Here is a 24,642-nt window from a genome sequence, read left to right as displayed (position 1 = left end):
GCGAATCCCTTCGCTCTCCATCCTGCGAGTGCTGTCCATGCCCGGAGGCGACGTCCTGTCACACCGAGCGCACTCGAGACTGCATCCCGTGGCATCCTGCCGGAAGAGCTCCGCTCTCCCTTGTCCCGAGTACATTGTGGCACGCCTGCGAGGCTTCTCAAGTGGCCAGAATGGCGTCATGACGAGAACACTGCCATGCACTTCTTTCTAAATAACTATAAAAATCAAATAGATAGAAAAAGACCGATACTCGAGGCACCGGTCTTCGTAGGAGTTTTGTCGTTAATGTCTCAGGTTATCTGTAGGAAATCTCCTACAAAATAACGAGCCAAAAACAACAGTGTTCGCTTATTGCCCCTTGATGGCGCCGCGCCCGGGGTAGTCCACTCGCCCGTCCAGGTCGCGCTCGATCACCAGCAAGCGGTTATACTTGGCGACGCGGTCACTGCGGCACAGCGAGCCCGTCTTGATCTGGCCGGCGCTGGTGCCCACGGCCAGGTCGGCGATGGTCGTGTCCTCGGTCTCGCCGCTGCGATGCGAGATGACGGCCGTGAAACCGGCATCCTGAGCCATTCTGATGGCATCCAGGGTCTCGGAAAGCGAACCGATCTGGTTGAACTTGATCAGGATGGAGTTGCCGATCCTCTCATCGACACCGCGCTTGAGGATACGCGTATTGGTGACGAAGAGATCGTCGCCCACCAGTTGCACCTTGTCGCCGAGCTTGTCGGTCAGCGCCTTCCAGCCGTCCCAGTCGGACTCATCCATGCCATCCTCGATGGAGACAATCGGATACTGGTCGCACAGCTCGGCCAGGTACTCGACAAAACCGGCAGCATCAAAGGACTTGCCCTCACCGGACAAGGCGTACTGACCATCCCGATAGAATTCGCTGGAGGCGCAATCCAGCGCCAGGGTGACATCACGACCGAGTTCATAGCCGGCATCCGCCACGGCCTGCTTGATCACCGCCAGTGCCTCGGCATTGGAGGCGAGATTCGGTGCGAAGCCGCCCTCGTCACCCACGGCGGTCGCCAGGCCACGTCCGGCCAAGACCTTCTTCAAGGCATGGAACACCTCGGCGCCCATGCGCAGGGCTTCGCGGAAGCTCCCGGCTCCCACCGGCTGGATCATGAACTCCTGGATATCGACATTGTTGTCGGCATGCTCGCCGCCGTTGAGGATGTTCATCATCGGCACCGGCATCAGGTACTGGCCCGGCTGGCCGTAGAGCTCGGCGATGTGGGCGTAGAGCGGCACTCCCTTGGCGTTGGCCGCTGCCTTGGCAGCCGCCAGGGATACCGCGAGGATCGCGTTGGCGCCGAGCTCCGCCTTGTTCTCGGTGCCATCGAGCTCGAGCATGGCGCCATCGAGGCCTCGCTGATCACGCGCGTCCATGCCCACCAGACGCCCGCGAATCTCGCCATTGACGGCCGCCACGGCCTTCGACACGCCCTTGCCAAGATACCGGGACTTGTCACCGTCGCGCAGCTCGAGGGCCTCGCGAGAGCCGGTAGAGGCACCGCTGGGCGCGCAGGCTTCCCCCACGGCGCCGCTTTCCAGGCGCACCTCGGCCTGTACGGTCGGGTTACCACGTGAATCGAGCACCTCGAGGGCGCGGATATCGACGATCTTGGTCATAAGTTGTGTCGTCCTTAAGCGAGTCAGTCAGCGTTGAAAAAATCAGGCAATCTCGAGTGCGTCAAACCCCTTCACCAGGTCATCCAGCGCCTTGAGCTGCGCCAGGAAGGGCTCGAGCTTGTCCAGCGGCAAGGCACAGGGCCCATCGCACTTGGCATTGTCGGGATCCGGATGCGCCTCCAGGAAGAGCCCCGCCAGCCCCACGGCCACCCCGGCACGCGCCAGCTCGGCGACCTGGGCACGACGCCCATCGGCGCTGTCGGCACGCCCGCCGGGGCGCTGCAGGGCGTGGGTCACATCGAACAGCAGGGGGTAGCCGGTCTGTTTCATGTCACCGAAACCGAGCATGTCGACCACCAGGTTGTTGTAGCCGAAGCTCGATCCCCGTTCACAGAGGATAAGGCGGTCATTGCCGGCTTCCTCGCACTTGCGCAGGATGTGGCGCATCTCGTGGGGCGCGAGGAACTGCGGCTTCTTGATGTTGATCACCGCACCGGTTTCGGCCATGGCCACCACCAGGTCGGTCTGGCGGGCCAGAAAGGCCGGTAGCTGGATGACATCGGCGACTTCCGCCACCGGCGCAGCCTGCCAGGGTTCATGCACGTCGGTGATCACCGGAACCCCGAAGCGATCCTTGATCTCGGCAAGCATCGCCACTCCTTCCTCCAGGCCGGGGCCTCGGAAGGAATGGATGGAGCTGCGGTTGGCCTTGTCGAAACTGGCCTTGAACACATAGGGCATGCCGAGCCGGGAGGTGATCTCGACATAGGCCTCGGCGACCTCCAGGGCCAGTTCCCGGGACTCCAGCACGTTCATGCCGCCGAACAGGGTCAGCGGCAGTGAATTGCCGACCCGAAGGCCGGCGAATTCAATGGGGCGTTCGGGGTCGGTCATCGGTCTCACTCCTGCGGGGTGGACTGGGCGCGGCTGCGTACCGCCTTGTGTTCCAGTGCCGCACTGACGAAGCCGCTGAACAGCGGGTGGCCGTCACGGGGCGTGGAGGTGAACTCGGGGTGAAACTGACAGGCCACGTACCAGGGATGGTCGGGCAACTCGACCATTTCCACCAGGGAGCCGTCGACGCTCTTGCCCGACACCACCAGGCCGGCCTTTTCCAGGGCCTCGACGAACTGATTGTTGACCTCGAAGCGATGACGGTGACGTTCGACGATCTCGTCGTCGCCGTAGGCCTCACGGGCACGGGTCCCCGACGCCAGACGGCAGACCTGCCCGCCCAGACGCATGGTACCTCCCAGGTCCGAGGCCTCGTCACGCAGTTCGATATTGCCTTCCGGGCTGATCCATTCGGTGATGAGGCCGACCACCGGATGCTGAGTCTCGCGGGTAAACTCGGTGGAGTTGGCGTCGTCCCATCCCGCCATGTGGCGAGCAAACTCGATCACCGCCACCTGCATCCCGAGGCAGATGCCCAGGAAAGGTATATGGTTTTCCCGGGCGAACCGGGCAGTGGCGATCTTGCCCTCGACCCCGCGCTCGCCGAAACCGCCGGGCACCAGGATCGCATCCTTGCCGGCCAGCCGCTCGGGACCGTGACGCTCGATGTCTTCGGAATCGATGTAGTCGATGTTGACCTTGATCCGGGACTGGATACCGGCATGGGTCAGCGCTTCATTGAGCGACTTGTAGGCGTCGAGCAGCTCCATGTACTTGCCGACCATGGCAATGTTGATCGACTTGAGCGGATTGAGCTTGGCATCGAGCACCCGAATCCATTCGCCGAGATCCGCTTCGCCGGCCTCCAGGCGCAGCTTGTCGCAGACGATCTCGTCCAGGCCATGCTCATGCAGCATCAACGGGATCCGATAGATGGTATCGGCATCCTGCAACGGCACGACGGCACGCTCCTCGACGTTGGTGAACAGCGCGATCTTGCGACGCTCGCCTTCCTCGAGCTCCACCTCGCTACGACAGATCAGGATATCCGGCTGGATACCGATGGAACGCAGTTCCTTGACGCTGTGCTGGGTCGGCTTGGTCTTGGTCTCGCCGGCGGTCTTGATGTAGGGCACCAGCGTCAAGTGCATGAAGATCGCCCGGCTGGCACCCAGCTCGCTTCTGATCTGGCGGATCGACTCGAGGAACGGCAGCGACTCGATATCCCCCACGGTGCCGCCGATCTCGACCAGCGCCACATCGAACCCCTTGCCACCCTCGTAGACACGACGCTTGATCTCGTCGGTGATGTGGGGGATCACCTGCACGGTGCCCCCCAGATAATCCCCGCGACGCTCCTTGCGCAGCACGTGCTCGTAGACACGGCCGGTGGTGAAGTTGTTGGCCTGGGTCATCTTCGTGCGAATGAAACGCTCGTAATGCCCCAGGTCGAGGTCGGTCTCGGCACCATCCTCGGTGACGAACACCTCGCCATGCTGGAAGGGGCTCATGGTGCCCGGATCCACATTGATATAGGGGTCGAGCTTGAGCATGGTGACCTTGAGGCCGCGCGCCTCCAGGATAGCCGCCAGCGAGGCCGACGCAATGCCCTTGCCGAGTGAGGACACAACGCCGCCGGTCACGAAGATATATCGTGTCATGGAGAACCTGTCGAAACGTGATCGGTAGGCCCGGCAGGAAGCCGCGCCAGGATGGGGCCACAGAATAGCAGATGACGACCAATGGCTCAATTTGAGCACCAAGCGCCAAGCAGGATCATGGAGAGGACTCCAAGGCCGCGGCTTTCCCGGCGACAGGTCTACGAGGGGGCGCTGTGAACCCCTCCCTGGGCGCTACTTTTGCCATCCATGGCAAAAGACCCCCTCTACGACCTGTCCCCGGCGCCGCTAGCTTCGAGCTTCGAGCTTCGAGCTTCGAGCTTCGAGCAGGATGATGACTCTGCCCTGCTCGTGGCTCGCAGCCCGTGGCCCGCGGCCCATGACTGACACGAAGCATCTTGCTCGAGGCCCATCGCCCGCGGCTTACACGTCCAGATAGTCGAGGATCCCTTCGCCAGCCTGTCGTCCTTCGAACACGGCAGTCACCACCAGGTCCGAACCGCGCACCATATCGCCACCGGCGAAGATCTTCTCGTTGGTGGTCTGGAAGGCATAGGCGCCTTCTTCGGGCGCCTTGACTCGCCCTCTCTCGTCGAGTTCGATGCCGACGGTCTCGAACCAGGGCGCCGGGCTCGGCTGGAAGCCGAAGGCGATGACCACCGCGTCGGCGGGCACCACCTCTTCGGAGCCGGGCACGACCTCGGGGCGCTGACGACCATTCTCGTCGGGTTCACCGAGACGGGTCCGCACGACCTTGATGCCCTCGACCCGATCCTCGCCGACCACCGCCACCGGCTGACGGTTGAACAGGAAGTCCACGCCTTCTTCACGTGCATTGGCGACCTCCTTGCGCGAGCCGGGCATGTTCTCCTCGTCGCGGCGGTAGGCGCATGTCACGGAAGCGGCGCTCTGGCGGATGGCGGTGCGGTTGCAGTCCATGGCGGTGTCGCCACCGCCCAGCACCACGACCTTCTGGCCCTCGAGGGAAACGTAGTCCGCCGGGTCCGTCTCGAACCCCAGGCAGTGATTGACGTTGGCGACCAGATAGTCGAGCGCCTTGTGCACGCCCGGCAGGTCCTCGCCGGGAAAGCCGCCTTCCATGTACTTGTAGGTGCCCATACCGAGGAAGACGGCATCATACTGCTCGAGCAGCTCGTCGAAGGGCATGTCTCGACCGACCTCTACCCCGAGGCGAAACTCCACGCCCATCTCCTCGAACACTGCCCGACGACGCTCCATCACGGTCTTCTCGAGCTTGAATTCGGGAATACCGAAGGTCAGCAGGCCACCGATCTCCGGGTATTTGTCGAACACCACCGGCTTGACGCCGTTGCGCACCAGGATATCGGCACAACCGAGCCCCGCCGGGCCGGCACCGATGATCGCCACCTTCTTGTCGGTCCAGGCGACCCTGGACATGTCCGGGCGCCAGCCCATGGCGAAGGCGGTGTCGGTGATGTACTTCTCCACCGAGCCGATGGTCACCGCGCCGAAGCCATCATTGAGCGTGCAGTCGCCCTCGCAGAGCCGGTCCTGGGGGCACACCCGGCCGCACACCTCGGGCAGCGAGTTGGTGCGATGGGAAAGCTCGGCGGCCTCCAGGATGTTGCCCTCGCTGACCAGTTGCAGCCAGTTGGGGATGTAGTTGTGAACCGGGCACTTCCATTCACAGTAGGGGTTGCCGCAGTGCAGACAGCGGTGTGCCTGGGACGCGGCATCCTGAGGCTTGAAGGGCTCGTAGATCTCGGCGAACTGTTTCGCCCGGGTGCGAGCCGGCTTCTTCTCGGGGTCCTGACGACCCACATCGATGAACTGGAAGTCGTTGCTCAGACGGTTGGCCATGTTGTGTGCTCCTCTCTCCAGGCTTACTCGGGACGCCGACGGGATTCAGCCAGCAGGCTGGCAAGGCTCGCCGCCTTGGGCTTCACCAGCCAGAAGTGGCGGATGAAGTCACTGAAGTCCTCGAGGATGTCGCGGCCGCGTTGCGAGCCGGTCTCCGCGACGAATTCCTCGATGATTTCCCTCAGGTGTCGCCGATGGGCCTCCATGGCCTCGGTGTTGACGCGGTGGATCTCCACCAGCTCATGGTTGTACTTGTCGACGAAGGTACGATCCTCGTCCAGCACGTAGGCGAAGCCGCCGGTCATGCCGGCACCGAAGTTGACCCCAGTCTCGCCGAGCACCGCGATCAGGCCGCCTGTCATGTACTCGCAGCAGTGGTCGCCGGCCCCTTCGATCACCGCATGGGCGCCGGAGTTGCGCACCCCGAAACGCTCGCCGGCGGTGCCGGCGGCAAACAACTTGCCGCCGGTGGCGCCGTACAGGCAGGTATTGCCGATGATCGCCGTCTTGTGGCTCTCGAAGCGGCTCTCCCGCGGCGGCACGATCACGACCCTGCCACCGTTCATGCCCTTGCCGACATAGTCGTTGGCGTCACCCTCCAGGTAGAGGTTGAGGCCGCGGGCATTCCAGACCCCGAAACTCTGCCCGGCCACGCCGCGAAAGCGCGCGGTAAGCGGGGCATCCTCGAGGCCCATCTCGCCGTACCGCTTGGCGATGGTACCGGAGGCCAGGGCGCCCACGCTGCGATCGCAGTTGGTGATGTCGAACGCAAACTCACCGCCGGACTTGTCCTCGATAGCCATCTTCAGGGCCTCGAGCACCTCCTGGTTCTTGGCACCCGGGTCATGGGGAACGTTGCGATCGACATGACAGAACTGCGGCGCCTCGGCCGGCACGAAGTCGTTGGTCATCAGCGGCGACAGATCCAGCCGGCGCTGGGAGGGCGTCACGCCCTCGATCGCCTCGAGCAGGTCGGTACGGCCGATCAGGTCGGTGAGCCGGCTCACGCCCAGCATCGCCATCAACTCGCGCACTTCCTCGGCGATGAAGCGGAAGTAGTGCTTGACCATGTCGACGGTGCCGCGGAAGTGCTCGTCGCGCAGGTACTGGTTCTGGGTGGCCACGCCTGTGGCGCAGTTGTTGAGGTGGCAGATGCGCAGATACTTGCAGCCCAGCGCGACCATCGGCGCGGTGCCGAAACCGAAGCTCTCGGCGCCGAGGATCGCCGCCTTGATGACATCGAGCCCGGTCTTCAGACCGCCGTCGGTCTGTAGACGGATCTTGTCGCGCAGGCCATTGATGCGCAGCGCCTGGTGGACCTCGGGTAGCCCCAGCTCCCAGGGACTGCCGGCATGCTTGATGGAGGTCAGCGGACTCGCCGCGGTACCGCCATCATAGCCGGAGACGGTGATCAGATCGGCATAGGCCTTGGCCACGCCGGTGGCGATGGTGCCGATGCCGGGTTCGGAGACCAGCTTCACCGAGACCTGCGCACGGGGATTGACCTGCTTGAGGTCGAAGATCAGCTGAGCCAGGTCCTCGATGGAATAGATGTCGTGGTGCGGCGGCGGCGAGATCAGTGTCACGCCGGGCACCGAGTAGCGCAACCGAGCGATCAGTTCATTGACCTTGCCGCCGGGCAGTTGGCCGCCCTCGCCGGGCTTGGCGCCCTGGGCCACCTTGATCTGCAGCACCTCGGCATTGGCCAGATAGGCCGGCGTGACGCCGAAACGCCCGGAGGCGATCTGCTTGATCTTGGAGCTTCGGATGGTGCCGTAGCGGGCCGGATCCTCGCCGCCCTCACCGGAGTTGGAGCGCCCTCCGGTCTCGTTCATGGCCTGGGCCAGGGCCTCGTGGGCCTCCGGGCTCAGGGCGCCCAGCGACATGCCAGCACTGTCGAAGCGCGGCAGCAGGTCCTCGACGGGCTCCACGTCCTCCAGCGGCAACGGCGTTTCGGCGGGCGTGAGCCGAAGCAGGTCACGGATGGTGGCCGGATCGCGTTCGTTGACCAGGGTCGCGAACTTCTTCCACTTGGCGTAATCGCCTTCCTGCACGGCCTCCTGCAGGGACTTGACCACATCCGGGTTGTAGGCATGGTATTCGTGGCCATGCACGTACTTCATCAGGCCGCCCTGGGAGATCCCCTTGCGCGGCTTCCAGGCATCCCTGGCCAGCAGTTCCTGCTGCAGCTGCAGCTCGGAGAAGCCGGTGCCCTCGATGCGCGAGGCCATGCCGGTGAAGCACATGTCCATGACCTCGGACGCCAGTCCCACGGCCTCGAACAGTTGAGAGCCACGATAGGAGGCCAGTGTCGAGATCCCCATTTTCGAGAGGATCTTGAACAACCCCTTCTGCAGGCCCTTGCGGTAATTCTCGCGTGCATCGGCAGGATTGCCCACCAGTTCGCCGGTGCGATGCATGTCGGCCATGACCTGATAGGCCAGCCAGGGATAGACGGCCGTGGCCCCCACCCCGAAGAGCACCGCCATCTGATGCGCGTCGCGGGCATACCCGGTCTCGACGATCAGGTTGACGCGGGGACGCAGGGCCAGGCGGCCCAGATGATGATGCACCGCCCCCACCGCCAGGGCTGCATGAATGGGCAACTGCCCCTTCTCCAGATCGGCGTCGGAGAGCACCAGCAGCACCGTGTCACCCCGGGCGGCTCGCTCGGCCTCGGCGCATAACGCCTGGAGCGCCCCCTTGAGCCCCGTGGTCTCGGGATCATAGGCCAGCGACAGCGTCCGGCTGGTGAAGGCCGGATCTTCATGGGACACCAGAGCGGAAAACTTGCGTGGCGACAGCACCGGCGTGGTCAGGATCAGGCGGTGCGCATGTTCCGGCGTTGCCTGGAAGACATTGAGCTCGGCACCGATGCAGCTCTCCAGCGACATCACGATCGACTCGCGCAGCGGGTCGATGGCCGGGTTGGTGACCTGGGCGAATTTCTGGCGGAAATAGTCGGTCAGCAGCCGCTGCTTGCCGGACAATACCGCCATGGGCGTGTCGTCCCCCATGGACCCCACCCCCTCCTGGCCGCTTTCGGCCAGGGGGCGAAATACCTGGTCGCGCTCCTCGAAACTGATCTGGAACATCTTCTGCTGCACGGCCAGGGCATCGGCATCCATGTTCTGGAAGCGCGCCAGCTCGGTGAGCGCCGATTCCAGATAGTTGGCCTCCTGCTTGAGCCAGCGCTTGTAGGGATAGGCCGACTTGAGTCGTGAGTCGATGTCCTCGGTATGCAGGACCTCGCCGGTCTCGGTATCCACGGCCAGGATCTGGCCGGGACCGACACGGCCCTTGGCCACCACGTCCTCGGGCTTGTAGTCGTAGGTGCCGATCTCCGAGGCCAGGGTAATGTAGCCGTTCCTGGTGATCACCCAACGCGCCGGACGCAGGCCATTGCGATCGAGCATGCAGACCGCCTGCCGACCATCGGTCATGACCACGCCGGCCGGACCGTCCCAGGGCTCCACATGCATGGAGTTGTATTCATAAAAGGCGCGCAGGTCACCATCCATGATCTCGACGTTCTGCCAGGCCGGCGGCACCATCATGCGCACCGCGCGATGCAGGTCCATGCCGCCGGTGAGCAACACCTCGAGCATGTTGTCCATGCTCGAGGAGTCGGAGCCAGTGGTATTGACGATCTCGTCGAGCTCGGCGATATCGGGCAACCGTTCGCTGGTGAAGTTCTCCTTGCGCGAGTTGGCCCAGCCACGGTTGGCCTGGATGGTGTTGATCTCGCCATTGTGGGCCAGCAGGCGGAATGGCTGGGCCAACGGCCAGCGCGGCGCCGTGTTGGTCGAGAAGCGCTGATGGAAGACGCAGATGGCCGTTTCCAGGCGGGTATCGCCCAGATCGTGATAGAAGGCGGGCAGATCCACCGGCATCACCAGGCCCTTGTAGGACACCACCTCGGTCGACAACGAGCAGACATAGAAGTCCTCGTCGTCGCGCAGGACCTGCTCGGCATGGCGGCGCGCCATGAACAGATCGACATCGAAGGTATCGCCGGTCGCTTCGCCGGGCTCGACGAACAGTTGCCGGATACGCGGCAGGCAATCCAGCGCCATGGGACCACAGACACTGGCGTCCACCGGCACGTCACGCCAGCCCAGCACCTTCAGCCCGCGCCTGGCCAGTTCGGTTTCCAGGGTTTCCCGGCCCAGCGCCTCTCGGGCATCGTCATCGGGCAGAAAGATCGAGCCGACCGCAAAACGCTCGCCCAGCTCGACACCGAGCGCCTCCTGCGCCACTTCGCGCATGAAGGACTCGGGCATTTTCAGCAACAGGCCGCAGCCGTCGCCGGTCTTGCCATCGGCGGCGATGCCGCCACGGTGCGTCATACAGGTCAGCGACTCGATGGCGGTCTTCAGCAAGTCGTGGCTGGCCTGCCCCTCCATGTGGGCGATCAAGCCGAACCCACAGTTGTCACGGAATTCGTCGGGCTGGTGGAGACCTCGGTTCATGGACGTGCCTCAGCTACGAAGAGTATTTTATTTGCAGATATTATGTGTTATTTTTTTATGTTTTTCTTTTTACACGAAAGCCCTATCAGGGCCCTCAACTGCACGGCAAAAGGCCGACCAGAATAGCCAGCCCCCACCCTCGACGCAACGCCCTGCGCCTCGATCATCTTCCGTTTTCTCCGCCAAATCCGAGACTTGCACGCACATTCAATAAAAAAAACCAACCAACTCAACGGATTGCAAAGCACTCGCGAGACGGCCGGAGGCTCGATACCAATAATAAGACTTTAGTCGCAAAACCGCGCCAACCCCCATGCCGATCTGGCATATGGCATGCGAATTCATGCAAACCGGGGCGCCCCATGACGACGACGCCCGCGGCAAATGCGCGGGCGTCGTCGCTGGCAGCCGGTTCGACTCCTGCTCGCTATTGGCGCGGGAACGCCTGCAGCAGCGTCTTCAGCATTTCGGGGGGCGTCTCGTCATGAATGCAGGCATCACCGAGGCGGCGCAACAGGATCAGGCGCAATCGTTCATCCAGATTCTTCTTGTCCAGACGCATCAGCGACAGGAAATCCGACTCGCCCATGCCCGCCGGCGCCGCCAACGGCAACGATGCCGCTTCGAGGATCGCGCGAACCCTTGCCACGTCCGCCGCATCGAGCCAGCCCAGTCGATGCGACAACTCTGCGGCCATCAGCATGCCGGCCCCGACGGCCTCGCCGTGCAGCCAGTGCCCATAGCCCTGGTGCGCCTCGATGGCGTGACCGAAGGTGTGACCCAGGTTGAGCAGGGCCCTCATCCCCTGCTCCGTTTCGTCCTCGGCGACGATCTCGGCCTTGAGACTGCAACTGCGCTCGATGGCAGGCGTCAGGGCATCGACGTCGAGACGTCGCAATGCCGGCATCCGTTCCTCCAGCCAGGATAAAAAGCCGACATCCCGGATCAGGCCATACTTGATGACTTCGGCCAGCCCGGCGGACAACTCACGAGGCGGCAGGCTCGCCAGGGTATCCGTGTCGATCAGCACCGCGCGAGGCTGCCAGAAGGCACCGATCATGTTCTTGCCCCGAGGGTGATTGACCCCTGTCTTGCCACCGACCGACGAATCCACCTGGGCCAGCAGCGTCGTGGGCACCTGGATGAAGGCAACACCGCGCTGGTAGCTGGCGGCGGCATAGCCGACCATGTCGCCGATCACGCCGCCCCCCAGGGCGATCAGGGTACAGCGCCGATTGAATCCGGCCGCCAGCAGGGCGTCCCAGATACGTTCGACGCTCGCCAGCGTCTTGGTCGCCTCACCGTCGGGCAGCACCAGCGCCTGCACCTCGAGCTCGTCCGGCAGCCCACGCTTGAGCGCGTCCAGATACAGCGGCGCCACTGTCTCGTTGGTCACCACCATCACCTGGCGACCGGCGAGATGGGGCGTCAACCACTGCGCGTCGCCCAGCAGCCCCGGACCGATGTGGATGGGATAGCTGCGCTCGCCCAGCGCCACCCTCAGGGTACTCAGGGCATCATGGGAGGGCGGGACATCATGAGATTGCGTCATGGGATCAGGCCTTGCATTGGAGTGGGTCGACCAGGCGCTCCACGCGGCGCAGGATATCGCCCGCCACGGCGCGCGGGCCCCGACGGTCGGTGCGCACGATGATATCGGATGTGGCCTGGTAGAGCGGATCGCGCAGCACGAACATCTCCTCGAGCACCTGACGGCGATCATCACGCTGCAGCAGCGGGCGATTGCGATCCTTGGCGGTGCGTCGCAGTTGCTGGCTCACGGTGGTATATAGGTAGATGACGGTACCGCTTTCACGCAGGACCCGGCGGTTCTCCTCGCGCAGCACGGCCCCTCCGCCGGTCGCGATGACCACCTGCTCGCGCTCGGCCAGCTCACGAATCATCTGGGCCTCGCGGTCGCGAAACCCCGCCTCGCCTTCCACATCGAAGATCCAGGGAATATCGGCGCCGCAACGCGACTGGATCTCGTGATCGCTGTCGAGAAAGTCTCGTGACAGGTCGGCTGCCAGCAGGCGGCCGATGGTACTTTTCCCGGCCCCCATGGGGCCGACCAGGATCAGGTTGGGTAATGCCGGCATTAGTGAGTCGCCAGGTTGTCGTCCAGTATTCGGGGCGTGATGAATACCAACAACTCTACCTTATCGCTGCTGTTCTCGGTATAGCGAAATAGATGGCCAAGCAGCGGAAGATCGCCCAGCAAGGGGGTCTTGAACAGCTGACGTACCTGCTCGGTGGTGAGAATTCCGCCCAGCACCACGGTATCACCGTCGTCGACCAGCACCTGGGTGGCGATCTGGTTGGTATCGATGGCAGGCGCCCCGCCGAAGGTCTCCTGGGCGACGGTATCGTTGTTGATCGCGAGCTCCATGATGATGTGATCGTCGGGCGTGATCTGGGGCGTGACTTCCAGGGACAGGACCGCCTCCTTGAACTCGACATTGGTGGCGCCGCTGGACGTCGCCTCCTGGTAGGGAATTTCGGTCCCCTGCTTGATCAACGCGGTGCGTTGATTGGCAGTGATCACCCTGGGCTGGGAGATGATTCGACTCTTGCCTTCGCTTTCCAGGGCACGCAGCTCCAGGTCGAGCAGCACATCCCCGGACAGATAGCCGAACCCGAAGGTGGTGGCCGGTGACTGGGCACTCCCCAGGTCCACGGCCAAGCCACCACGCTCGGCCACGCCGCTGGAGGCGCCACTGGCATTGAGCCCGTTCGGCGTACTGCCTCCGCCGGCGGACAGCCCCCAGGCAACCCCCAGCTCGCGCGCCACGCTGTCCCGAGCGATGACGATACGCGCCTCGATGCGCACCTGCCGCACCGCCACGTCGAGACGCGCCAGCATCCGTCGAACCGCGGCAATGCGCTCGACGGTATCCTGTACCACCAAGGTGTTGGTACGCACATCCACGGCGACCCGGCCGCGCTCCGTCAGCAGGCCCACCCCGTTCTCGCCTCGCAGCATCCCCGCCAGATCCGCCGCCCTGGCATACTTGATGCGCAGATGCTCGGTTGCCAACGGCGGCTCGGACATGATGCTCCCGACCTCCGCCTCCGCGCTTCCGCGCCTCGCCAGCTCCTCGACAGGCGCCACCATAATGACATTCCCCCGTTGACGGCTGGCCAACCCCTGGCTTTCGAGTATCAGCGCCAACGCCTGCTGCCAGGGCACCTCCTCGAGGTTCAATGTCACTCGCCCGGATACACCGTCGCTGGCCACCAGATTGAGATCGGTGACATCGGCGATGGCCGCCAGCGCGGTACGTATCGAGACATCCCGAAGGTTGAGCGAGATGGGGGGCACGTCATCGCCGACATCCTCTACCGCCCACCCCCGACAGGGCAACGCGGCAACGGCCATCATCACCAGCCAGACGGCACTCACCGCGCCATTCCGCATTCTTGTCATGTCCCCAGCCTCCTTGCCGTGGGCGCGACGCCTCAGTCATCCAGCATCAGGGTGACGTCACGCTCGTCCCAGCCCCCGTTGCCATCGGGGCGTCTCTCCACCAGGTGCACCGCCGCACCCGCGATAGTGACGATGCGCCCTCGATGGCGTCCCAGGCGATCACCGCTACCCACTCGATGCACGCGCCCCTCCGGCGTCTCCACCAGTGCCCAGGCCTCACCGGCAACACGCAATGTCCCCACCAGGACCAACGCGTCGAGCGCATGGCCTTCGAGCGGTGCCCGTGCGGCATGCGGCGTCGACATCCCTGGCCCATCGACCCGCCCAGTCCTTGAATCGACGAACGAGAACGGATCAGGGGTATCGGCGAAGCGGTAGCTCACCGGTGCAGACACCGGCGGTGCCGACAATCCCTTCATGGGCGGAGCAACGGTATCGTCACGCCATGCCACGAGCCGTTGTTCCAGCGCTTCGAGGCCAGCGTCCTGGCAACCCGCCGCCAGCATCGCCAGCCCCATCACAACGACCCGACGCCAACGCCTCATCGTCCTGGCTCCCCGGCACTCGGCGGGCGGGCGTTATAAGCCCGGGCCTGCACCGACAGCTGCAATCGACCCTCGACCATCGCCAGTCGAACGTCATGCAGGGTCACCAAGCGTGGGAAATTGGCGACATCGGCGATGAAGCCACCGAGCCGGTGGTAAGGGCCGGTCACGCGAACCGCAATGGGATGAACGACGACGAAACGCCTTTCGTCAACGGCTTCAAGCCGTATCGCCTCGAGGGTCAATTGATGCTCGAGCGCCGCCGTGCCGATGTCGTCGATCAACGACGCCATGTCGGCCGTCTCGGGGAAGGCGGACTCTAGCTCGGCCAGATGCCGCTCGAGCGCCACCGCTTGTTCACGCACCCCCGACAGGAGCGCCGCACGCTCGGCATCATCGCGATAGGCCTCCAGCAACGCCGTTTCCTCGCGCCTCGCGTCCTCCAGGGCCTGCGCGACCGGCAGTGCCAGATACACATGGCTCGCGGCATACAGCACGGCCGCCAGCAGTCCGCAGCACGACCATTGCAGGCCGAGGGGCCACTGGTCAGCGTCGCGGACATCCAGTTCGCGCCACTCCAGATGCGTCAGTCGATGCCAGACCGATTGCCATCTCACGACGAATCCCCTCCCTGGCCTGCCTGCACCACGCTCAACCGGAAACGCCACCCTCGCGACAAGGGCTCCACCTCCGACAACGATGGCGCTTCGAAGATGGGAGACGTCTCCAGCGCCTGCAGTTGCGCGGCGATTCGCCGATGACTGTCGACCGACCCATGCAACATCAGCAGCCCCTCCCGCTGCTCGAGGGCCGAATAACGCACCCCCTCCACCCGCGTGGCGACCAATCCATTGAAGGTGTTCAGGATGTCGGTACGCCTGTCGAGGCGCTTGCGCAGCGCGGCCTGACGCCGCTTGAGTTCGTCCACCCGCGCCTGTTGACGCTCGACCGCCAGAACAGCGGGTTTCAGCGCTTCAGCATGACGCTCGATGAGCGCATGGCGACGCTGCTGCGCATCGAGTCGAGCGGCGTAATAACGCTCCACGGCGTACCCGGCCGCCACACCGATCAGCAGGGCACCCAGCAGCATGACGCGCCAGCGTCGACGACGCCTTTCTCGCCGCCCCTCGCGCCACGGCAGCAGGTTGATCTCGATCCTCATGTCCGCCCCCGTATCGCCAGCCCGCAGGCGACCAGCATGTCCGGGGCATTCTCGGCCAGGGCCCGCCCATCAACGCGCGGATGCGATTTCAGGCCACGCAACGGGTTGATGACCGTCACTCGCATGTCGACTTTCTCCGCCAGGTGCCCCGCGAGCCCCGGCAGCACGCTGGCCGCTCCCACCAGGGACATGCGTCTTACCTCAGGGCGGCGCCCCGCGGTGTAATAAAGCTGCAGGGCACGACCGATCTGCACTGCCAGGGATTCGATGAAGGGCACCAGCACGCGACATCGATAATCATCCGACAGATCGCTGCGGTCCGGCTCATGCCCCGCCTCGGATGCGTCGAGCCCAGGGGGATCACGGGCTTCATCGATCAACGCCCTCCCACCCAAGGCAATATCATGGCGGTATGTGATGCGTCCGCGATGCAGGATATGGAGCGTGCTGCTGTCGACGCCGATATCCATCAGCGCCATCCCGTCCTCCTCTTCCGCCAGGGAAGCAGCAGGACAGGCACCGAACGCCGCCATCGCCCGCTCCACGGCAAAGGTATCGACATCCACGGCCCTCGGCGTCAGCCCGACACGGCTCAACAGCTCGGCACGCTGGGCGACGACATGGCGACGGCAGGCAACCAGCAGCACCGACTGCTGGCCGGTCTCTTCGGCGAGCGGTCCCAGGGACTGGAAATCGAAGGCGACCTCACCGAACGGAAAAGGAATATGCTTGTCGGACTCGAGTTGAAGACGGGACTCGATGTCATCCTCGTCCAGCGAGGCGGGCAGGTTCAGGGTCTTGACGATGGAGGCTTCGGCCGGCACCGCGACACAAGCCCGCCTGCCAAGGGGCCTGGCAGACGCCAATGCGCGCGACAGGGCGTCGGCGACGGCCTCCGTATCATGGACATGATTTTCGATCACAGCGCCCGGCGGCAAGGGCACCGCACCGTGTCCCGATATCCGCGGTTCGCCGCCCTCGAAACGAAGCTCAATGAGCTTGACGGCCGCCGAACCGATATCGACACCGATCAATCCCTTGTCGGCTGCCTTGAATCGCAACATCGCTCACACTCTCCGGTGTGCGTCATGCCACGGGCATCCAGCGCCTCCCTGCGCCTCGTCGATCACTATCGCAAGCCCGTTCACGAAGGTTAGATGCAAATGGCAAATTCCGCACAAAAGCACTGTCGCCACCTGTCAACGCTGGTGGTCCCTTCGCCGTCTTCCTATAATGGCCATCGCATCGCACGACCACGCTTCGCACCTCGCTACGACGTTCTCGTTCTCAGCACGGATACCGCGTTTTCATGAAGTTCCTCAGAACCCTGGTTTTTTCAGCACTCTGGCTGCTGGTTTCACTTACCACCGCCTCGGTGCTGGCCGTGGTCGGCGCGGCACTGTATTTCGCCCCGGGGCTGCCGGACGTTCGCCAGCTGCAGGATTTCGAACTGCAGACCCCGCTGCGCATCTTCACCCGCGATGGCAAACTGATCGGTGAATTCGGTGAAGAACGGCGCATGCCGGTGGCGTTCGACGAGATCCCCCAGGGCATGGTCCAGGCCCTGCTGGCCGCCGAGGACGCCAGCTACTTCGATCATCACGGGGTCGACCCCAAAGGGCTGGCTCGAGCCGCCGTTGAACTGGTCGCCAGCGGTGGCGATATCCAGTCGGGGGGCTCGACCATCACCATGCAGGTTGCACGCAACTACCTGTTGACCCTCGATCGCACCTATATCCGCAAGGTTCGCGAGATCCTGCTATCGCTGGAGATGGAGCAGATCCTCAGCAAGGAGGATATCTTCGAGCTCTACGTCAACAAGATCTTCCTCGGCCATCGCTCCTACGGCATCGCCGCCGCCGCCGAGGTCTACTATGACCGTCCGCTGGAGGAGCTGACCCTGGCCGAGCAGGCCATGATCGCCGGCCTGCCCAAGGCGCCTTCCGCCTTCAATCCTCTGGCCAATGCCGAACGCGCCCTGATCCGTCGCAACTGGATCCTGTTCCGCATGCGCGACCTCGGTTTCATCGATCAAGCTGCCTATCAGGAAGCCGTTCAGGCACCGATCACCGCCCGGCGCCATGTCGCCAAGGCCGAAGTCCAGGCCGACTATGTCGCCGAAATGGCGCGTCAGTTCGCTACCGAGCGCTTCGGCGACAAGGCCTATACCGGGGGTTACCGGATCACCACGACCCTCGACAGCGAACTCCAGCCCCAGGCCCGCCAGGCCCTGGCCAACGGCCTGATCGCCTACGATACTCGTCACGGCTGGCGCGGCCCTGAACAGACCGACATCCCGCGCAGCCTGGCCGAGGCCCAGGAGCGTACCGAACGCCAGGGGCTCGAGGAAGAGCTCTCCGAATCGCCGGAGGTCATGGAGACTGCGCGGCGCGCCGCCGAGCGCAGCCAGACCGAGGTGGACGGCATAGAAGGCGATGTCAGCAACTGGTTGCAGGTGCTCGAGCGCACCCCGGAGCTCGGCCCGCTGCAACCGGCCATCGTGGTCGAAAGCGAAGGCCGCGAGATGCGCGTGCTGACCAGCGACCAGGAGGTCAAGACCCTCGACTGGGACGCCCTCGACTGGGCCCGCCCCTATCGCAGCGCGCGTAGCCGCGGTGCGGCGCCCAACAGCGCCGCCGACATCGCCGCTCCCGGCTCGCTGGTACGCATCATGCAACGCGAGGACGGCAGCTGGCGACTTTCCCAGCAGCCCGATGCCCAGGGCTCACTGGTTGTCATGGAACCCCGGACGGGGGCAATCCTGGCGTTGCAGGCCGGTTTCGACTTCGACGCCAGCAAGTTCAACCGCGCCGTCCAGGCCCGGCGCCAATCCGGCTCCATCTTCAAGCCGTTCATCTACCTGGCGGGACTCGACAGTGGCGACGTGACCCCCGCCACCGTGATCAACGATGCTCCGGTGGTCATGAGCGACGGAAGTGACGAGCTATGGCGTCCCAGCAACTCCAGCGGTGATTTCCTGGGCCCGACTCGACTGCGAGTGGGGCTGGCCCGTTCCCGCAACCTGGTCACCATCCGTCTGCTGCAATCGCTGGGACTCGACCGCACCCTCGAATTTCTCGATGAATTCGGCTTCAATCCGGAGCGTCTGCCCCATGGCCTCTCCCTCGCCCTGGGCAGTGCCAGCCTGACGCCCCTGGAGATGACCCGCGCCTATGCGACGCTCGCCAACGGCGGCTTCCGCGTCCAGCCCTGGTTCATCCAGCGCGTGACCCGCGGCGAACACGACTCCCTGGTGGACAAGGCCGATCCCAGGGTGGCCTGTCGCGATTGCGCGCCCGACCAGACGACCACCGAGATCGATGGCGAGACCTACCGGGTCGCGCCCCGTATCGCCGATCAGGGAGCGGTCTACCTCCTCCGCGACATGCTCCGCGAAGTGGTCGAGAACGGCACCGCACGTGGCGCCCTGGCGCTGGAACGCGAAGACATCGTCGGCAAGACCGGCACGACCAATGACCAGCGCGACGCTTGGTTCGCCGGCTTCAACATGGACCTCGCCACGACCGTCTGGGTAGGCAAGGATGACAACTCGCCCACCGCCGAGTACGGCTCCCAGGCCGCTTTGCCGATCTGGGTGGACTTCATGGCGCAGGCCCTCGAAGGCCGCCCGGAGCGACTGCCCGAGCGCCCCGAGAATATCGTCGAACGACGCGTGGACCCCGACTCCGGCCGCCTGCTGCGCGATGACCAGGGCGGGGGCATCCAGGAGCTGTTTCGCGCCGATCATCTGCCCAGCTATCAACCGCGTCGTGTGGAACAGGAAGTCGAACAGGAGAGCGGCTCGGAGGGCACCGGGATCTACGAAGCCATCTTCTGATTCCCCACGACTGAACCACCGAGGCGGCAGGATGCCGCCTCGGCTCTCATCGCCCGGACGTCCCCCCAGCCTCCATCCACGATGACCGGGAGATCATCATGCGCCTCAAGGTGCGCCACTTCCTTTGGCCCAGCCTGGGACTGCTGGCATTCGTCGGCGATGCCAATGCCCGCCCCTTCTATTCGCCACCGCCTCCCGAGAAGGACGCCCCGGCCTGGAGCGGCATGGCCGAACTCGGCTATACCAGCCTTTCCGGCAATACCGACAGCCAGACACTGATCACCAAGGGCCACCTGGCCTGGCTGACCGGCGCCTTCACCCACAGCCTGCGTGGCGAGATACGCCACGTCACCCAGGATGACGAGACCAGCGCCGAGCGCTATCAAGCGACCGCCCGAGAACGCTACGACCTCAATGGCACGGACTATCTGTTCGGCTTCACGCGCTGGGACAAGGATCGCTTCAGCGGCTACCGCTATCAGTCCACTGCCATCGCCGGCTATGGCCGCCGCCTGCTGAATGACAGCCGCCAGACACTGGCACTGGAAGTCGGGCCGGGCTACCGCCACGACAGCCTGCCGGATACGGATGATCGCAACCTGAGCGTGGCCTACGGCGCCATGGACTATCAGTGGGAGATGTCCGATACCGCCTCCCTCGGCCAGGAATTCTCCCTCGAACACACCCGCGAGAACCTCACGTCGCGTTCACTGTCTTCCCTGACCGCCGGCCTCAACGAGCATCTGGCCCTCAAGCTCTCACACGAGATCGAGCACAACTCTCGACCTCCCGAGGACGCGATGGCCAAGACCGACCACACCACCACCGCATCGCTGGTCTACGACTGGTGAGCCATGACGACGACGCCGGCCCTTGGGCCGGCGTCGTCGTCATGAAGCGTTGTGCGGGGTTGCGGACTCAGCCGCCATAGACGTCATCCACCGTCTTCAGCGGATAATGGGAAGGATAGGGGCGACGCGCCACGCCGGAATCCACCGCCGCCTGGGCAACCGCCGAAGAGACGCGTTCGAGCAGACGAACGTCGATCGGCGTGGGAATGATGTAGTCGCGGCCGAAGCTCATGGCTTCCTTTTCGTAGGCCTCCAGCACCACCTTGGGCACCGGCTCGCGGGCCAGATCCTTGAGCGCGTGGACCGCCGCCACCTTCATTTCCTCGTTGATACGCGTTGCCCGCACATCCAGGGCACCCCGGAAAATGAAAGGGAACCCCAGCACGTTATTGACCTGGTTGGGATAGTCCGAACGCCCCGTGGCCATGATCACGTCGGGGCGTGCTTCCCGCGCCAGGTCCGGATGAATCTCCGGATCGGGGTTGGTGCAGGCGAATACCACGGGGTTGTCCGCCATCCGACGGATATGCTCCTCGGTCATCAGGCCGGGACCGGACAGCCCGACGAAGACATCGGCGCCCTCGATGGCATCACCCAGGGTACGCTTGTCGGTATCGACGGCAAACATGGCCTTGTACTGGTTGAGATCCTCGCGGCCACTGTGAATAACGCCCTTGCGATCCAGCATCACCAGGTTCTCGGAACGCGCCCCACACGCCACCAGCAACTTCATGCAGGCAATCGCCGCCGCACCAGCGCCCAGACAGACGATCTTCGCGCTCTCCAGCGACTTGCCGGCGATATCCAGGGCGTTGAGCATGCCCGCCGCAGTGACGATGGCAGTACCATGCTGATCGTCGTGGAACACCGGGATGTTGCACTGCTCGACCAGGGTACGCTCGATCTCGAAACACTCCGGGGCCTTGATGTCCTCGAGGTTGATTCCACCCCAACTGTCGGCGATGCGGGTCACCGTATCGATGAAAGCCTGGGGACTCTCGGCATCGACCTCGACATCGGTGGAATTGATACCGGCGAATCGCTTGAACAACACGCCCTTGCCTTCCATGACCGGCTTGCTGGCCAGGGGCCCCAGATTGCCCAGGCCGAGGATGGCGCTACCATCGGAAATGACGGCGACGAGGTTGCCCTTTCCGGTATAGAGATAGGCATTTTCCGGGTCCCGTGCGATCTCCCGAACCGGCTCGGCCACACCCGGGCTATAAGCCAGAGCGAGATCTCGGGCCGTGGCGGTAGGTTTCGTCAACTCCACCGACAGTTTTCCGGGAATGGGTTTCGCGTGATAGTCCAGCGCCGCCTGTCTCTTCGCGTCTGTCATGCTGAGGATCCGATCTGCGATTCAATAGGATGCTCAGATTATAGAAAAAACTTCCATTTCTCAAATTGATGCAACTCGGCAATTTTTCACGCCAATTGAGCACCGTTGCCAACTATTTGCTGAAACTTATAGAAAAGCATTCAATCATAATGCATTCCTTATTGCTGCATTGCCCGTTCCGAGCATGGCACCCAACCCAAAAAATCGCCGGGAGCGATTTTTGACGTCACATATTGACGGCCCGACGGGTGACCGCCAGGGAGGGTGGTCACCAAAAAAAGAACCCGCCTCCAGGGGCGGGTTCCTCTCGTCTCTCCGGCACGCAGCCGAGAGGCGTTGCTCAGCGCTTGAGGGCAGCACCGAAGCGCTTGTTGAAGCGCTCGACACGACCACCAGTGGTGGCCTGCTTCTGCTTGCCCGTGTAGAAGGGATGGCACTGAGAGCAGACGTCCAGGTACAGCTCCTGGTCGGCGGTGGAGCCCACGTCGAAGGTGGCGCCGCAGGAACAGGTCGCGCTGACCGTCTTGTAATTCGGATGGATACCTTGTTTCATCTTGAGCCTCGCAAAGCTGTATGCCGCCACCTGATCTTCCGCCAGGCACCGCATACGGTTTATCGGAACGTGCAAACCGGCTGCCCGCGCCATCAGGGTGACGCGGCGGCGGAGCATTCTAGCAGAGCCGGCACCGGAGGCCAATTGCCCGATTCCCCATGCCCTATGCCCCGAGTACTGGGGGTCGCCATTCCCTCGCCGTTGCGCCGACTGTTCGACTATCGCCCCGCAGGCCCGGCACCGCCGGACGGCTGGCGCCCGGGCTTGCGGGTACGCGTACCCTTCGGGCGACGCCAGGTGGTGGGCGTGGTCATCGAATGCCGCGAGGCGAGCGAGCTGCCGCTGGCTGACCTCAAGTCGATCGACGCCCGCCTGGACGATATCCCCCTGCCCGACGACTGGTTATGGCTGTGCCGCTTCACCGCCCGCTACTATCAGCACGCCACCGGCGATACCCTGCACCATGCCATGCCCGCCCTGCTGCGCCAGGGCCGCGCCCTGACGGCACGCACCCGGGAACGCTGGACCGTCACGCCGGCGGGACGCGCCGATGCTCCGGCGGGACTCGAGCGCGCCCCGCGACAGGCCGCCCTGCTGGCCATGCTGCGCCAGCATCCACATGGTCTGGTCACCCAGGCAGTGCTGGCCCAGTCCTTCACCCGCGAGCAGCTCAAGGCCCTGGTCAACAAGGGGCTCATCGAACGTCACGAGGAACCCGTGACCGGTGGCGGCCCGCCGAAGGGGCCCTCGCTTGCCGAGCCGGCCCTGCCCCTGAACGGCGAGCAGGCCGCCGCCATGGGCGCCCTCCACGAAGGGCTGGACGCCTTCCATCCTTGCCTGCTGCACGGCGTCACGGGCAGCGGCAAGACCGAGGTCTACCTGCAACTGATCGAGGCAGTCGTCGGCCGGCAGCGTCAGGCCCTGGTCCTGGTCCCCGAAATCGGCTTGACCCCCCAGACCCTGGAGCGCTTCCGCAAGCGTTTTCAGGTACCGGTGGTGGCACTGCATTCCGGCCTCACCGACCATGAACGACTGGACGCCTGGGAGGCCGCCGCCAGCGGCCGGGCCCCCATCGTCATCGGCACCCGCTCGGCGATCTTCACGCCCCTGGCCCGCCCCGGCGCGATCATCGTCGACGAGGAACATGACGGTTCCTTCAAGCAACAGGAAGGGCTGCGCTACCACGCCCGGGACCTGGCGGTGATACGGGCCCATCGTCACGGCATCCCGGTAGTGCTGGGCAGTGCCACACCTTCGCTGGAGTCGCTGCACCGCGCCCAGGCCGGCGACTACCGCCACCTGCGCCTGACCCGCCGCGCCAGCCGTCATGCCCCGGCCCGACTCGAACTGGTCGACCTGCGTGGCCGCCCCCGCCAGGGCGGCCTGATCGCCCCCGTCATCGACGCCATCACGACCACGCTGAACGCTGGACACCAGGTCCTGGTATTCATCAACCGCCGCGGTTTCGCCCCCACCCTGGCCTGCCACGCCTGTGGCTGGCTGGCCGAGTGCGACCACTGCGATGCGCACATGACCCTGCATCGCCAGCCGGCACTGCTGGCCTGCCACCACTGCGATCATCGCCGTGGCCTGCCCGACGCCTGCCCCGATTGCGGCAGTGCCGATCTGCGCCCCCTGGGCAGCGGGACGGAACGCACCGAAGAAACCCTGGCGGAACGTTTTCCCGACACGCCGGTGCATCGTATCGACCGCGACAGCACCCGACGACGCGATGCCCTGGAGCGTACGCTCGGTGAAGTGCGCCGGGGCGAGCCCTGCCTGCTGGTCGGGACCCAGATGCTGGCCAAGGGTCATCACCTGCCGCACGTCAATCTGGTCGTCGTGGTCAATGCCGACGCCGGCCTCTATGCCAGCGACTTTCGCGCCCTGGAGCACAGCACCCAGCTCCTGGAACAGGTCGCCGGCCGCGCCGGCCGCGCCTCCCACCCCGGTCGCGTGCTGGTCCAGACCCTGCATCCCGACGACCCCAACCTCCGGCTCCTGGCGGCTCGGGGCTACGATGCACTGGCCGAGCAGCTGCTCGAGGACAGGCGGGCCGCCAGCCTGCCGCCCTTCCGGTTTCTGGCACTGTTGCGACTGGAGAGCCCGCGCGAGCGCGACGTCAGCGAACTCGGCGACCGCGTCGCCGAGGCCACCCGGCAGCACATCGAACAACGCGGCCTGGACGTCGACTGCCTCGGCCCGGTCCCCGCCCCCATGGAGCGCCGCCAGAACCGCTACCACATGCAGGTAATGCTCGGCGCCGACAAACGCAGCCGCCTTCACGAAGCCGGCGCCTGGCTCATCGCCTGGCTGGAAGCCGAACCCGCCGCACGGCGCGTACGCTGGTCGCTGGATATCGACCCGCAGACCCTCAGCTGAAAGCCGTAAGCCGTAAGCCGTAAGCCGTAAGCCGTAAGCCGTAAGCCGTAAGCCGTAAGCCGTAAGCCGTAAGCCGT

At 64.5% G+C, this 24,642-nt stretch carries 17 protein-coding genes; 3 read left to right on the top strand and 14 right to left on the bottom strand.

The window, feature by feature from the left end:
* Positions 1-348: 348 nt before the first annotated feature.
* The 12 genes from eno to pilM form a co-directional block, all read right to left on the bottom strand.
* On the bottom strand, positions 349-1,641 hold the full coding sequence (gene eno / locus LU493_RS17810) for a phosphopyruvate hydratase (protein ID WP_275289151.1): 1,293 nt from the start codon (positions 1,639-1,641) through the stop codon (positions 349-351).
* Positions 1,642-1,683: 42 nt separating this feature from the next.
* On the bottom strand, positions 1,684-2,535 hold the full coding sequence (gene kdsA / locus LU493_RS17805) for a 3-deoxy-8-phosphooctulonate synthase (protein WP_275289150.1): 852 nt from the start codon (positions 2,533-2,535) through the stop codon (positions 1,684-1,686).
* A gap of 5 nt (positions 2,536-2,540) precedes the next feature.
* The gene (locus tag LU493_RS17800) at positions 2,541-4,196 is read right to left on the bottom strand and encodes a CTP synthase (protein WP_275289149.1); all 1,656 of its coding nucleotides are present in this window, start codon (positions 4,194-4,196) and stop codon (positions 2,541-2,543) included.
* A 381-nt stretch (positions 4,197-4,577) separates the two neighbouring features.
* Positions 4,578-5,996: an FAD-dependent oxidoreductase gene (locus LU493_RS17795; protein ID WP_275289148.1), complete on the bottom strand. Its 1,419-nt coding sequence runs from the start codon at positions 5,994-5,996 to the stop codon at positions 4,578-4,580.
* A gap of 23 nt (positions 5,997-6,019) precedes the next feature.
* A complete protein-coding gene (gene gltB, locus LU493_RS17790) occupies positions 6,020-10,468 on the bottom strand; it encodes a glutamate synthase large subunit (protein ID WP_275289147.1) in 4,449 nt (1,482 codons plus the stop codon).
* Positions 10,469-10,895: 427 nt separating this feature from the next.
* On the bottom strand, positions 10,896-12,020 hold the full coding sequence (aroB, locus tag LU493_RS17785; protein WP_275289146.1) for a 3-dehydroquinate synthase: 1,125 nt from the start codon (positions 12,018-12,020) through the stop codon (positions 10,896-10,898).
* Between the two features lie 4 nt (positions 12,021-12,024).
* Entirely contained in the window at positions 12,025-12,567 is a 543-nt protein-coding gene (gene aroK / locus LU493_RS17780; RefSeq protein WP_275289145.1) for a shikimate kinase AroK, read from the bottom strand.
* Positions 12,567-13,895 carry a type IV pilus secretin PilQ gene (locus tag LU493_RS17775; RefSeq protein ID WP_343076104.1) on the bottom strand — a complete coding sequence of 443 codons (1,329 nt, stop codon included), beginning with the start codon at positions 13,893-13,895 and terminating at the stop codon, positions 12,567-12,569. Before LU493_RS17775 ends, aroK begins: the two co-directional genes overlap by 1 nt.
* 32 nt (positions 13,896-13,927) lie before the next feature.
* The gene (locus LU493_RS17770; RefSeq protein WP_275289144.1) at positions 13,928-14,440 is read right to left on the bottom strand and encodes a pilus assembly protein PilP; all 513 of its coding nucleotides are present in this window, start codon (positions 14,438-14,440) and stop codon (positions 13,928-13,930) included.
* Positions 14,437-15,057, bottom strand: a complete 621-nt coding sequence (locus LU493_RS17765) for a type 4a pilus biogenesis protein PilO (protein WP_275289143.1) — start codon at positions 15,055-15,057, stop codon at positions 14,437-14,439. The genes LU493_RS17770 and LU493_RS17765 overlap by 4 nt, the downstream gene beginning before the upstream one ends.
* Positions 15,054-15,602 (bottom strand): PilN domain-containing protein, encoded by a 549-nt coding sequence (locus LU493_RS17760; protein WP_275289142.1) that lies wholly within the window; start codon positions 15,600-15,602, stop codon positions 15,054-15,056. The genes LU493_RS17765 and LU493_RS17760 overlap by 4 nt, the downstream gene beginning before the upstream one ends.
* Positions 15,599-16,666 carry a type IV pilus biogenesis protein PilM gene (pilM, locus tag LU493_RS17755; RefSeq protein WP_275289141.1) on the bottom strand — a complete coding sequence of 356 codons (1,068 nt, stop codon included), beginning with the start codon at positions 16,664-16,666 and terminating at the stop codon, positions 15,599-15,601. Before pilM ends, LU493_RS17760 begins: the two co-directional genes overlap by 4 nt.
* 245 nt (positions 16,667-16,911) lie before the next feature.
* On the opposite strand from pilM, the gene LU493_RS17750 reads away from it, so the two are divergent.
* Both LU493_RS17750 and LU493_RS17745 read left to right on the top strand, forming a co-directional pair.
* Positions 16,912-19,440, top strand: a complete 2,529-nt coding sequence (locus LU493_RS17750; RefSeq protein ID WP_275289140.1) for a penicillin-binding protein 1A — start codon at positions 16,912-16,914, stop codon at positions 19,438-19,440.
* A 98-nt stretch (positions 19,441-19,538) separates the two neighbouring features.
* Complete coding sequence (locus LU493_RS17745) at positions 19,539-20,291, top strand: DUF481 domain-containing protein (protein WP_275289139.1); 753 nt, start codon at positions 19,539-19,541, stop codon at positions 20,289-20,291.
* A 67-nt stretch (positions 20,292-20,358) separates the two neighbouring features.
* Here the strand turns inward: LU493_RS17745 and LU493_RS17740 are convergent, their stop codons facing one another.
* Together LU493_RS17740 and rpmE are read right to left on the bottom strand one after the other, a co-directional pair.
* On the bottom strand, positions 20,359-21,630 hold the full coding sequence (locus LU493_RS17740; protein WP_275289138.1) for a malic enzyme-like NAD(P)-binding protein: 1,272 nt from the start codon (positions 21,628-21,630) through the stop codon (positions 20,359-20,361).
* Positions 21,631-21,970: 340 nt separating this feature from the next.
* Positions 21,971-22,183 carry a 50S ribosomal protein L31 gene (gene rpmE, locus LU493_RS17735; protein WP_275289137.1) on the bottom strand — a complete coding sequence of 71 codons (213 nt, stop codon included), beginning with the start codon at positions 22,181-22,183 and terminating at the stop codon, positions 21,971-21,973.
* A gap of 165 nt (positions 22,184-22,348) precedes the next feature.
* Here rpmE and LU493_RS17730 point away from each other — a divergent pair, with 165 nt between their 5' ends.
* On the top strand, positions 22,349-24,565 hold the full coding sequence (locus tag LU493_RS17730) for a primosomal protein N' (RefSeq protein WP_275289160.1): 2,217 nt from the start codon (positions 22,349-22,351) through the stop codon (positions 24,563-24,565).
* The last annotated feature ends 77 nt before the right edge of the window (positions 24,566-24,642 follow it).

The sequence above is a fragment of the Halomonas elongata genome (assembly GCF_029081005.1).
In the GTDB taxonomy this organism is placed as follows: Bacteria; Pseudomonadota; Gammaproteobacteria; order Pseudomonadales; family Halomonadaceae; genus Halomonas; species Halomonas elongata_B.
The sequence above is the reverse complement of the archived record's forward strand: the minus strand, read 5'-3'. Positions and strand labels throughout refer to the sequence as shown.